Raw genomic sequence first — 12473 nt, forward strand, 5'->3', positions numbered from 1 at the left:
CTTCGACCGTCTGTGCGCCGCCAGGGACTCGAACCCCGGACCCGCTGATTAAGAGTCAGCTGCTCTAACCAACTGAGCTAGCGGCGCCTGCTGACCTGCGGAACACTACACGCCGCGGCGGGCGGAACGGAAATCGTGACGGCTCGGTCACCGGGTGTCGCATCCGGCCGCCCCGGTGGCCCCTGCGGCGACCCGGCGGAGCGCGTACGGTGGCGACCGCGCGCCGGCAGGCAGCGCGGTGATCGCGAGGCGGCCGCGGCGCCCGGGGCCGTGCGGAGAGACCGCCCCCGTGTACCGACCTCCGCCTTGACCTTCCGCGTTGCCCGCAGACCGCCCATGTCGTCGTTCCAGTCGCCAGGGAATCTAGCGGGCGAACCGGAAGGGGACGGGACACCTCGACGGGCACACGCCGCGCCGAGTCGCCCTGTCACCCGGTTCGCGCACTCCGCCGTCAGCCGGGGGTTGACGGCGGAGTGGCCGGCGGCACCGCCGCCCCGGATGCGTGCGCACGGCCTGCGGGAATGCCAGGATCACGGGGCAGAGCCCGGTCCGAACCCCCCGAAGGCGGCACCATGACCAGCGAAGCGGACCTGCCGCCGACCGCGGCGGCCGGCACCCCCGCCCACCTCCAGCACGCCCGTCCGGTGCGGCGGATGGCCCCGCGCTCGCGCAGCGAACCGCACCGCACGGCCACCCCGCTGGAGCTCTTCTTCGACCTCTGCTTCGTGGTCGCCGTCGCCCAGGCCGGGGTGCAGCTCGCGCACGCCCTCGCCGAGGGCCACGCCGCCACCGGCGTCCCGCGCTACCTGTTCGTCTTCTTCGCGATCTGGTGGGCCTGGATGAACTTCACCTGGTTCGCCTCCGCGTACGACGTCGACGACGTCCCGTACCGGCTCACCACCCTGGTGCAGATCACCGGCGTGCTGGTGCTCGCGGCCGGCGTGCCCCGGATGTTCCAGGACCAGGACCTGGTGCTCTCGGTGGTCGGCTACGTGCTGATGCGCTTCGCCATGGTCACCCAGTGGCTGCGCGCCGCCGCCTGCGAGACCGGCGCGGCCCGCACCGTCGCCCTGCGCTACGCCCTCGGCATCACCCTCTGCCAGATCGGTTGGGGGCTGATCCTGCTCGTCCCGCACGCCGCCTACCCGTACGTCATCCCGCTCGGAATCCTGGCCGAGCTGGCGGTGCCGGTGCTGGCCGAACGCAGTGCCCAGACCACCTGGCACCCGCACCACATCGCCGAGCGGTACGGCCTGTTCACCCTGATCGTGCTCGGCGAGACGGTGGCCGCCGCCACCCTCGCCGTGCAGACCGCCCTGGACGAGCACGAGGCGATCGGCGACCTCCTGCCGATCGCCGCGGGCGGCGTGCTGCTCTGCTTCGCCGCCTGGTGGATCTATTTCGCCGAACCCGTCCACGGCCGGCTCCGCTCCAACCGGCAGGCCTTCCTCTGGGGCTACGGGCACTACCTGGTGCTCGGCTCGGCGGCCGCGATCGGGGCGGGCCTGGAGGTGACGGTGGAGTTCTCCGTGCACCAGGCGCACATCGGGGCGGTGGCCGCCGCGGCGGCGGTGACCGTGCCGGCCGCGCTCTACCTGTTCACCGTCTGGCTGCTGCAGTCCCGGCACTTCAAGCAGGGCGCCGAACAGGCGGTGCTGCCGGCCGCCGCGGTCGCCGTGCTGGCCTGCACCGCGCTCGGCCGGGACGCCGTCCTGGCGGCCGGCCTGGTCGCCGCCGCCACGGTGGCCGCCGGCATCGTCCTGCGCGCCCGCCGCCTGAACCAGCGGGCCGCCTGAACCTCCTGGCCGCCTGAGGCCCGCCGGGCCGCCACCGGGCCGCGGGTTGTCGGTGGCGGCTGCCACGATGACGGCAGCAGCCCGTCCCCGCACAGATCGGCCCCGCCATGCCAGCCGTTCCCGAGCAGCTCGCCGACCTCCCCTACGCCGAGCTGCTGAGCCCGCACACCGGCCGGTTGTACGGCGACGAGCGCTACGACACCGTGCACTTCGACGGCGGCACGTACGAGGGCCGGGCGCTCGGCGCGGGTTTCCTGGAGTGCGCCTTCACCGGGGTCGAGCTGGACGGCACCGGTCTGCGCACCGCCCGGTTCAACGAGGTCTGGCTGCAGGGCTGCCGCCTGGTCGGCGCCGACCTCGCCGAGAGCGAGTGGCAGGACGCGACGCTCCTCGGTTCGGTGCTCGCCGGGATCTCCTGGTACGGCTCGGCGCTGCGCCGGGTGGTGCTGCGCGGCTGCAAGCTGGAGGCGGTCAACCTGCGCGGCGCCGTGCTGCGGGACGTCGTCTTCGAGGACTGCCTGCTGCGCGACGTCGACCTCGGCGAGGCGAAGCTGACCTCGGTCTCGGTGCCGGGCTCCACCCTGGACGGGGTCCGGTTCGCCGGCGCCCGGATGGAGAAGGTGGACCTGCGCGGCGCGGCGAAGCTGGGCCTGCCCGACGCCCACCTCGGGCTCTCCGGCGCCGTCCTGAACACCGGCCAGCTGTTCGAGTTGGCCCCGCTCTTCGCCCGGGCCCTCGGCATCACCGTCAAGGACTGACCCGCAAGGGCCGACCGGCAAGGACCGACCGGTCCGCTCCGGCCGGGTCAGAGCGCGGCGAGCGCCTCGGCGACCGTCCGGTCGCCCGCCATCAGCTCCAGCGTCCGCCCGACCGCCGGTGCGGGTTCGGTGAGCAGGGCGGCCAGCACCGCCGCCACGTCGGCCCGCGGCACCGGGCCGCGTCCGACGGCGTCGCCGAGTCGGACGAGGCCGGTGGGCGGTGCGTCGGTGAGCGGGCCGGGCCGCAGCACCGTCCAGTCCAGTGCGGTGCGTCGCCGCAGGTCGTCGTCGGCGGCGCCCTTGGCGCGCAGGTAGGCGCCGAAGACCGGGTCGGAGCCGTCCGGAGCGGCGGCGTCCGCGCCGATCGAGGAGATCATCAGGTAGCGGCGGACGTGGGCGAGTTCGGCGGCGTCGGCGAGCAGGGCGGCGCCCGCGCGGTCGACGGTGTCCTTGCGGGCGGCGCCGCTGCCCGGCCCGGCTCCGGCCGCGAACACCACGGCGTCGGCGCCGTCCAGGACGGCGGCGAGCGCCTTCGGGTCCGTGGCCTCCAGGTCGAGGACGACCGGTTCGGCGCCGCGCTGCCGCAGGTCGTCGGCGTGCTCGGCGCGCCGGACGAGTCCGACGGGGGTGTCCCCGCGGTCGGCGAGCAGCTGCTCCAGGTGCAGGGCGATCTGTCCGTGTCCACCGGCGATGACGATGCGCATGCCCGCCACGCTATCCCCGTTCACCGTCCGGTCGCCGGGCGACGCGACGGCGAACAGTCCGTCAAAGTTCGCTCCCGGGCATGGCCATGGCGCCCCGCTCTGCGTGACGATTCTCCGCGACCGATGGCACGGCAACGTGTTCATACAACATCACCGGACATCATCACCGAAGGGACGGCGGCCCGATGGCTGAGCTGAGTCGCAGGAAGTTCATGGCGCTGTCGGCGAGCGCCGCGGCGGGAGCCGCGGTGGCCTCCACCGCACTGGGCGGCACCACCCGGGCCTCGGCGGCCGGCCTCAGCACGACCGGCACGATCGCCGACGCCCGGCACGTCGTGATCCTCATGCAGGAGAACCGCAGCTTCGACCACTACTTCGGCATGCTGAAGGGCGTCCGCGGATTCGCCGACCGCAGCGCCATCCAGATCGCCGGCGGCTACAGCGTCTTCAACCAGCCGAACGGGCTGGGCCGCCAGTACCCGTGGCAGTTCAGCGCCACCAAGCCGGCCGGCGGCGCGGACCCGGAGCGCCTCGCCCAGTGCAACGGCGACCTGTCGCACGCCTGGTCCGACCAGCACAAGGCGTGGAACGGCGGCAAGCTCGACTCCTGGGTCTCCGCCAAGGGCAACGTCCGCACGCTGGGCCACCTGACCCGTGCCGACATCCCCTTCCACTACGCGCTGGCCGACAACTGGACGGTCAACGACGCGTACTTCTGCTCGGTGCTGAGCGCCACCGGCCCCAACCGCACCTACCACTGGTCCGGCCAGATCGACCCGGCCGGCACCGCGGGCGGCCCGGCCTACGACGGCGGCGACGAGTCCGGCCTGCGCTGGCAGACCTACGCCGAGGCGCTGGAGGCGGCCGGCGTGAGCTGGAAGGTCTACCAGAACGCCGCCGACAACTACGGCGACAACGCCCTCGCCTACTTCACCCAGTTCAGCTCCGCCCCGGCGGGCAGCCCGCTCGCGGTCAAGGGCATGGGCTCGGTGCCGAAGAGGACCGGGAGGACGCCCGACGACATCGCCGCGGCGATCCGTGCCGACGTGGTGGCCGGCACCCTGCCGCAGGTGTCCTGGATCGTCCCCGACCAGGCCTCCTCCGAGCACCCGTACGCCACCCCGGCCGACGGCGCGCACTTCGTCCACATGGTGATGGACGCGCTCAACGCGGACCCGGACGTCTTCGACTCCACCGTCCTCTTCCTCAACTACGACGAGAACGACGGCTTCTTCGACCACGTCCCGCCGCCGGCGGCCCCGGCCGGCACGGCCGGCGAGTTCTACAACGGCACCAACATCGGCCTCGGCTTCCGCGTCCCGCTGATCGCGATATCCCCGTGGACCCGCGGCGGCTGGGTCAGCTCCGAGGTCTCCGACCACACCTCGGTGCTGCGCTTCCTGGAGAGGTGGACGGCCGCCATCGGCAGGCCCGCCACCTGCCCCAACATCAGCGCCTGGCGGCGCAAGGTCTGCGGCGACCTCACCGGCATGTTCGACTTCGCCAACCCGGTGTACGGGCTGCCCGCACTGCCCAACACCGACGCCACCATCGGCCTGGCCGCCTGTGGCCCGCTGCCCAACCCGGCGCCGGTCGACAACAAGCTGCCCCAGCAGGAGCCCGGCACCCGCCCGGCCCGCGCGCTGCCCTACCAGCCGAACGCCAACCTCGACCACCTGGAGTTCGGCTCCGGCGGTGTGATGAAGGTCTGGATCGCGATGGCCAACCAGGGCGCCACCGGCGCCGCGCACCTCGCGGCCTACGCCAACGCCTACCGCAGCGGCGGCCCCTGGCAGTACACCGTCGACGGCGGCGGCTCCACCAGCGACTTCTTCAACTGCGGCACCGGCTTCGGCGGCGGTCCGTACGACCTGAGCGTGGTCGGCCCGAACCGCTTCCTGCGCCGCTTCAAGGGCGACGCCACCAAGCCCGGCAAGCTGGTCTCGGTCACCGCCTCGTACGCGAACGCCCCGACCACCGGAAAGCTGGCGCTCTGGTTCGCCTTCGCCAACACCGGCACGGCGGCGGTCACCTTCACCGTCACCTCCACCAACTACCGCACCGACGGTCCGTGGACGTACACCGTCCCGGCCGGCGGCACCGCCTCGGACTTCTTCAACGCGGTGGCCTACAACAACGGCTGGTACGACTTCACGGTGACGGTGGACTCGGACCCGACCTGGTCGCAGCGGTTCACCGGGCACCTGGAGACCGGCGCCGCCAGCGTCTCCGGCTGAGCCGGACGGGGGACGCCCGCCCGCGCCGCCGCCCGCGGTGCGGGCGTCCCCGGTGGCATGCCCCGCGGCGTAGTGTGACAGTGAGGGGGCCCGGGTCGGACTGCACGCGAGGAGGAAGACATGGGCATCTTCGACAGGTTCCGGCACAAGGCGCACGAGTCGGGCGACCCGGCCGGGCGCGCGGCACTCGCCCACGACGAGGCGGCCGACGCCTTCGGCGACACCGCCGAGAAGAGCCGCATGGACGCCCAGCACCAGGCCGAGCAGCGGGAAGAGGACCGCCGGGCCGCGGCCGACATGACCGCCGAGGGCGATCCCTGGGACTGACCGACCCGACCACAGGCCCGATCGCGAACACCGATCCGCACGCCGAGGGGCCCGGCCGCCGGCCGGGCCCCTCGGCGTGCGGTTCCGCGCGGCCCGTCAGGCGCGCGGCGGCAGCGGCGGGCGCCGCAGGTCGGGCCGGGGCGTGTCCCCCGGCGGCGGCACCGCCGCGTGCTGCTCCGCCAGCAGTTCCATGGCGAGTTCCACCGCGGCCGCCAGGTCGGTGTGCTCCCCGCGGGCCCAGCTGTGCGGGGTGCGCAGCACCTCCACGTCCGGTTCGACGCCGCGGTTCTCCACGGACCAGCCGATGCCCTCGGTGAACCAGGACGCGTTCTTGGGCACCGAGATCTGGGTGCCGTCGCCGAGCACGTGCCGGCCGGTCATCCCCACCACGCCGCCCCAGGTGCGGGTGCCGACCACCGGGCCGAGCCCGAGCAGCTTGATGGCGGCGATGATCACGTCGCCGTCCGAGCTGGTGGCGTGGTCGGCGAGGGCGACCAGCGGACCGCGCGGCGCGTCCCTGGGCCAGCGCACCGGGTGCCGTCCGCGGGTGAAGTCCCAGGCCAGCACCCTGCGGTTGAGCTTCTCCAGGACCAGTTCGGAGACGTTGCCGCCGGCGTTGCCGCGGACGTCCAGGATCACGGCGGGCTTGGCCAGTTCGCTGCGCAGGTCGCGGTTGAACTGGGCCCAGCCGGAGCCGCCGAGGTCCGGGATGTGCAGGTAGCCGCACCGGCCGTCGCTGAACTCGCGGACCAGCTTGCGGCGCTTGCCGACCCAGTCCTGGTAGCGGATCGGCCGTTCGTCGGTGAGCGGGGTGACGGCGATCCGCCGGATCCGCCCGGAGTCCTTGCAGCGCAGGGTGAGTTCGACGGTGGTGCCGCCGGTGCCGGCCAGCAGCGGGGCCGGGCCGCGGACCGGGTCCGGCGGGCGGCCGTCGACGGCGATCAGCTCGTCGCCGTCCTGGAGGCCGAAGCCGGCCAGCGGTGCCCGGGCCCGCGGGTCGGAGGACTCCCCGGGCAGGATCCGGTCGACCAGCCAGCGGCCGTCCGGGTCGCGGTGCGCGTTGGCGCCGAGCAGGCCGAGCGGCTGCTGGAGCAGCTGCGGGCCCTCGCCGCGGCGCGAGGGCGTGACGTAGGCGTGCGAGGTGCCGAGTTCGCCGAGCAGCTCGCGCAGCAGGTCGGCGAAGTCGTCGGGGCCGGCGATCCGCTCCAGCAGCGGCTCGTACTGGGCGACCAGCTCGGGCCAGTCCAGGCCGCACATGTCCTCGTCCCAGAACTGGTCGCGGACGATCCGGGCGGCCTCGTGGTACGCCTGCCGCCACTCCGCCGCGGGGTGCACGACGTGGGTGATCCGCCGCAGGTCGACGGTGATCGGGGAGCCCACCGGCAGCGGGTGCAGCTTGAGCGTGCCGGCGGAGTACACCAGGACGGAGCCGCCGTCGCCGGAGACCGAGAAGCCGTCCAGCTGGTCGGCGACGGTCGAGCGGCTGCCGTGGGCGAGGTCGAAGTACTCCAGCGAGGGCTTGCCGGAGGTGTCGGTGGGGCTGGCGAAGGTCTGGCCGAGGGCGCCGGAGATCGGCCAGCGCAGCCAGAGCACCCCGCCGCGGACGGGCGCGGTCGCCGAGTACTTGGACGCGGTGACCGGGAAGGGCACCAGCCGCTTGGTGAGGCCGTCCTGGTCGACGGTGACGGTGCCGTCGCCGGTGGCCTCGTCCGGGTCCAGCCCGACCGCCGGACGGCCCTCCACCGGGGCGGCGAACGGGGACGGGGTACCCGCGGAGAGCGGGACGAGGTACGGGCGGCAGCCGAGCGGGAAGGACATGTCGCCGGTGTGCACGTCGTGCACCGGGTCGAAGCCGCGCCAGGACAGGAAGACCAGGAAGCGGCCGTCCCGGGTGAAGACGGGGTGCTCGTCCTCGAACCGGCCGCCGGTGACGTCCACGATCCGCTCCGCGGCGTCCACCCGGGTCAGCCGGATCGCCCGCAGCGACCGTCCGGCGACCGGCTGCGACCAGGTGAGCCACTGCGAGTCGGGGGAGAAGGCGGGGCTGCTGACCGGCCCGTACTGCGAGGACGCCACCTCGCGGACCTCGCCGTCCTCGGTGGCGACCAGCAGCAGCCGCCCGTCGGAGGCGGCCACCGCCAGATGGCGCCCGTCGGGGGCGGCGGACAGCTCCTGGACGTGCCCGATCCGGCCCGCGGCGATCCGGCGGGACGGGCCGCCGTCGCTGCCGCGCGAGGGCAGCGCGGCGATCTCCACGGCGTCCTCGCCCTCCGCGTCGGTGACCCAGGCGACGTGGCCGCCGAACGCCGGCAGCACCGGCAGCCGGGAGCGCACCCCCGGGGTGTCGGCGAGCACCCGGGCCGGGCCCTCGCGGTGGGTGAGCCAGTACAGGCTGCCGCGGACGTTGACCACCCCGGCCCGACCGGTCGGGTCGCAGACGAGGTCCTTCACGTTCAGCGCCGCCGACACCTGGTAGGGGCGCCGGCCGGCCCGGGAGCCGCCGAGCGGCACCTCCAGGCGGCGCGGGGCGGGGGAGTCCAGGCCGTCCAGCAGCCAGAGGTCGCCGGCGTGCTGGTAGACGATCCGGGTGCCGTCGGAGGCCGCCTCGCGGGCGTAGTAGGAGGCGTGGTCGGTGTGCCGGCGCAGGTCGGAGCCGTCGGGGCGGCAGGAGTACAGGTTGCCGACGCCCTCGTGGTCGGAGAGGAAGGCGATCCGCGGGTCGTCCGGTTCGCCGACCGGCATCGGTGAGGCGAGGTGCCCGGTGTGGCCGGGCAGCAGCTCGCCGTGGTCGAGCCAGAGCCGGCCGGTGGCGCCGCCGCGGTAGCGCTTCCAGGAGGCCGGGCCGTGCGGGGCGGCCGAGGTCAGCAGCACGGTGTGCTCCAGCCCGACCTGGGCGTCGTTGACCGGCCCCCAGGGCATCCGGCGGCCGGGCGCGCCGTCCGGCGGCAGCGCGTACGCCCAGGTGTAGTGGGCGAACGGCTCGTGGTACGAGGTCACGGCGAGGACCTGGCCGTTGGGCAGCCAGCCGCGGACCCGGGTGTCGTGGCTGCCCCAGAAGGTGAGCCGGACGGCCTCGCCGCCGTCCACCGGGGCCGTCCACACCTCGGGGGTCAGCGCCTGCCAGCTGGTCCAGGCGGCGGTGCGGCCGTCGGGGGAGAGCCGCGGGTTGCTGACCCGGACGCGGTCGCAGCTCACCCGCCAGGCGCGTCCGACGGTGCCGTCCGGGTGCAGCGGCGCCACCCACACGTCGTCCTCCGCGGTGAAGGCGAGCAGATCACCGCGAATGTGGGGGTACCTGAGATATCCGGACACTTCTCCATGGTTCGGCGGCCTCGGGGGCCGCGCAACCCGCCGCCCTACTCGGCCTGCGACGGCGGGCCCTGACGGTGCGCCGACTCCATTGACAGGGCCGCGGGAATTCCGCTTCAGTGGTCTAGTCCAAGTGTGGTCCAGTCCAATGCGGCGTCCCCTGCCGCGGCCGCCGCACGCCCGGCCGGCCCCCACCGCGCCCGGACACCCCCATGTCTCACGGCTGTCCCACGGCAGGAGCATCCCCCACATGCGCGCTACCCCGAGACCCTCCCACGCCGCACCGCCCGGCCGCCGCGTGCTCGCCGCGGCCACCGCCTGGACGGTCGCCGCGGCCGGTGCCGTCGCGCTGACCGTCGGCCTCGCCAACTCCGCCAGCGCCGGCGAGTTCCTGGCCAACGGCGGCTTCGAGAGCGGTTCGCCGGCCCCGTTCAGCTGCACCGGCGGCACCGGCAGCGTCGTCACCGGCCAGTCCCACACCGGCAGTTACGCCCTCGCCGGAGCCGCCTCGGCGAGCGACAACGCCCGGTGCACGCAGACCGTCGCAGTCTCCCCCAACACCGCGTACACGCTCTCCGCCTGGGTCAAGGGCGCCTACGTGTACCTCGGCGTCGACGGCGGAGCCTCCACCTGGACGCCGAGCACCGGCGGCGCCTACCAGAAGCTGACCGTCAGCTTCACCACCGGCGCGAGCCAGACCAGCGCCACCGTCTTCACCCACGGCTGGTACGGCCAGGGCACCTACTGGGCCGACGACATCTCGCTGGACGGCCCGGGCGCGCCCTCGCAGCCGCCCACGTCCCAGCCCCCGACCTCGCAGCCGCCCACTTCGCAGCCCCCGACGTCCCAGCCGCCCACGTCCCAGCCCCCGACCTCGCAGCCGCCGACCACCCAGCCGCCCGGCGGCGGGCTGCCCGCGCACGCACTGGTCGGCTACCTGCACGCGAGCTTCGCCAACGGTGCCGGCTACACCCGGATGGCGGACGTCCCGGCCTCCTGGGACGTCATCAACCTGTCCTTCGGCGAGCCCACCTCGGTGACCTCCGGCGACATCCGCTTCAACCGCTGCCCGGCCACCGAGTGCCCGACCGTCGAGTCCGACGCCGACTTCAAGGCGGCCATCGCCGCCAAGCGCGCCCAGGGTAAGAAGGTGCTGATCTCGATCGGCGGCCAGAACGGCCAGGTCCAGCTCACCACCACCGCCGCCCGCGACGCCTTCGTCTCCTCGGTCTCCGCGATCATCGACAAGTGGGGGCTGGACGGCCTCGACATCGACTTCGAGGGCCACTCGCTCTCCCTCAACACCGGCGACACCGACTTCAAGAACCCCACCACCCCGGTGGTGGTCAACCTGATCTCGGCGCTGAAGACGCTCAAGGCCAAGTACGGCTCCGGCTTCGTGCTGACCATGGCCCCGGAGACCTTCTTCGTCCAACTCGGCTACCAGTACTACGGCTCCGGCCCCTGGGGCGGCCAGGACCCGCGGGCCGGCGCCTACCTGCCGGTCATCCACGCGATGCGCAACGACCTGACCCTGCTGCACGTCCAGGACTACAACTCCGGCTCCATCATGGGCCTGGACAACCAGTACCACTCCATGGGCGGCGCGGACTTCCACGTCGCGATGACCGACATGCTGCTCAAGGGCTTCCCGGTGGCCGGCAACACGGCGAACGTGTTCCCGCCGCTGGCCGCCTCGCAGGTCGCCATCGGCATGCCCGCCACCACCAACGCCGGCAACGGCTACGTCGCCCCGGCCGAGGTGAACAAGGCGCTGGACTGCCTCACCAAGACGGTCAACTGCGGCAGCTACGTCCCGCGCAGCGGGGCGCAGCCGAACCTGCGCGGTCTGATGACCTGGTCGATCAACTGGGACCGCTTCGGCGGGCAGGAGTTCTCCAAGAACTTCGACGCCTACTTCGGCTGACCCGCGCCCACCGGCCCCGGGCGGACCTCCCGCCCGGGGCCGGTGTCGTTGACGCCCCCGCGGCGGCGGCCGATCATGGGGGCAGCCCGACCACCAGCAGGGAGAGCCCATGACCGGCCCGCTCGTCCTCGGTCTCGACGCCGGCGGCACCGGCAGCCGGGCGGTCGTCGCCGACCTGCACGGCCGGGTCCTCGGCCGGGCCCGCGGCGAGGGCGCCAACCCGGTCGCGCACGGCCGGGCCGCCGCCGCCCGGGCGGTCGGCGCCACCGTGCGGGCCGCACTCGCCGACCTGGACCCCTCCGAGGTCGCGGCCGGCGTGGTCGGCCTGGCCGGTGCCCTGGTCGCCGAACCAGGACTCGACGGGCTCTGGCCCGAGCTCGGACTCTCCGTCACCCCCCGCACCACCAGCGACCTCGCGCTCGCCTACACCGCCGGCACCGGCAGCCCGGACGGCACCGTGCTGATCGGCGGCACCGGCGCGGTCGCCGCCGAGGTGCGCGACCACGTGCCCGTCCGGCTCGCCGACGGCCACGGCTGGCTGCTCGGCGACCTCGGCTCCGGCCAGTGGCTCGGTCGGGAGGCCGTCCGCCTCGCGCTCGCCGCCGTCGACGCCGGCCGGCCGCTCACCGGCACCGCGGCGGCCGCCGCCGAGGAACTCGCCGGCCGCTCCGCCGGGGACGGCCTGCGGGCCGCCCTGCTCGGCGCGGTGTACGCGGAGCCGCCCGTCCGGCTGGCCCGGCTCGCCCCGCTGGTGCTGGCCGCGGCCGCCGCCGGCGAGGACGAGGCGCAGCGGCTGGTCGACGAGGCCGCCGGCCATCTGCTGGCCACCCTGGAGACCGTCCGCCCGGCCGGATCGGCCCGGCCGGTGGTGCTGGCCGGCGGGGTGCTCGGCCCGGACACCCCCTTGGCGGACGCCGTCCGGGCGGGCGTGGCGGCACGCTGGCCCGCCGCGGAGGTCCGCACCGCGGGCAGCACCGCCGGAGCGGCCGCCTGGCTCGCCGCCCGCACCCTCGGCGCCGCCACCGAAGACCTCCACCGCACCCTGGTAGCCACCGGCACCTAGGCCGTTTCTTTCGGATCTTGCCGGGCGCGCGACGCCGGGCATCTCCCCCAGCCCCGAGGGGGCCGGGAGGTGCCCCCAACCTGGACGCACCGGCGAATCGTCCACGTACGGTCCAGTACGAGGCCGATCCGCCGGCACGCCCAGCCGGGCGCCCACCGCCGCGCGCTGATCCGACAAGGTCCGAAAGAAACGGCCTAGGGATCCGTCTTCACGGGGCGGTCGGGCAGCCGACCAGGGGCCCCGCACCTCTGGAGCGTCCCCGGGAACGCCGAAGGCCCCCCGCTTCCGCGAGGGGCCTTCGACCGTCTGTGCGCCGCCAGGGACTCGAACCCCGGACCCGCTGATTAAGAGT

8 protein-coding genes and 1 tRNA gene are annotated in these 12473 nt (G+C 74.4%); 6 read left to right on the forward strand and 3 right to left on the reverse strand.

Translation table 11 applies throughout. The annotated features are described in order from the left end of the window. Positions 1-13: 13 nt before the first annotated feature. A tRNA-Lys gene (locus tag AB0442_RS39760) sits at positions 14-87 on the reverse strand. Between the two features lie 485 nt (positions 88-572). Between AB0442_RS39760 and AB0442_RS39765 the strand changes: the two genes are divergently transcribed. Both AB0442_RS39765 and AB0442_RS39770 read left to right on the forward strand, forming a co-directional pair. Next, entirely contained in the window at positions 573-1796 is a 1224-nt protein-coding gene (locus AB0442_RS39765; protein WP_366168396.1) for a low temperature requirement protein A, read from the forward strand. A 107-nt stretch (positions 1797-1903) separates the two neighbouring features. Then, a complete protein-coding gene (locus AB0442_RS39770) occupies positions 1904-2554 on the forward strand; it encodes a pentapeptide repeat-containing protein (protein WP_363550173.1) in 651 nt (216 codons plus the stop codon). 47 nt (positions 2555-2601) lie between these two features. Here the strand turns inward: AB0442_RS39770 and AB0442_RS39775 are convergent, their stop codons facing one another. After that, a complete protein-coding gene (locus AB0442_RS39775; protein ID WP_366168397.1) occupies positions 2602-3258 on the reverse strand; it encodes an NAD(P)H-binding protein in 657 nt (218 codons plus the stop codon). A 185-nt stretch (positions 3259-3443) separates the two neighbouring features. On the opposite strand from AB0442_RS39775, the gene AB0442_RS39780 reads away from it, so the two are divergent. Together AB0442_RS39780 and AB0442_RS39785 are read left to right on the forward strand one after the other, a co-directional pair. Then, positions 3444-5495, forward strand: a complete 2052-nt coding sequence (locus tag AB0442_RS39780; protein WP_366168398.1) for a phosphocholine-specific phospholipase C — start codon at positions 3444-3446, stop codon at positions 5493-5495. A 120-nt stretch (positions 5496-5615) separates the two neighbouring features. Next, positions 5616-5822, forward strand: coding sequence for a hypothetical protein (locus AB0442_RS39785; protein WP_363550180.1), 207 nt, complete (start codon positions 5616-5618; stop codon positions 5820-5822). Positions 5823-5918: 96 nt separating this feature from the next. Here the strand turns inward: AB0442_RS39785 and AB0442_RS39790 are convergent, their stop codons facing one another. Then, positions 5919-9134 carry a S41 family peptidase gene (locus tag AB0442_RS39790; protein WP_366168399.1) on the reverse strand — a complete coding sequence of 1072 codons (3216 nt, stop codon included), beginning with the start codon at positions 9132-9134 and terminating at the stop codon, positions 5919-5921. Positions 9135-9381: 247 nt separating this feature from the next. On the opposite strand from AB0442_RS39790, the gene AB0442_RS39795 reads away from it, so the two are divergent. Further along, complete coding sequence (locus tag AB0442_RS39795) at positions 9382-11058, forward strand: glycosyl hydrolase family 18 protein (RefSeq protein WP_366168400.1); 1677 nt, start codon at positions 9382-9384, stop codon at positions 11056-11058. A 109-nt stretch (positions 11059-11167) separates the two neighbouring features. Continuing rightward, positions 11168-12121 carry a BadF/BadG/BcrA/BcrD ATPase family protein gene (locus AB0442_RS39800; RefSeq protein WP_366168401.1) on the forward strand — a complete coding sequence of 318 codons (954 nt, stop codon included), beginning with the start codon at positions 11168-11170 and terminating at the stop codon, positions 12119-12121. The last annotated feature ends 352 nt before the right edge of the window (positions 12122-12473 follow it).

It is taken from the genome of Kitasatospora sp. NPDC085895, from assembly GCF_040702125.1.
GTDB lineage: Bacteria > Actinomycetota > Actinomycetes > Streptomycetales > Streptomycetaceae > Kitasatospora > Kitasatospora arboriphila.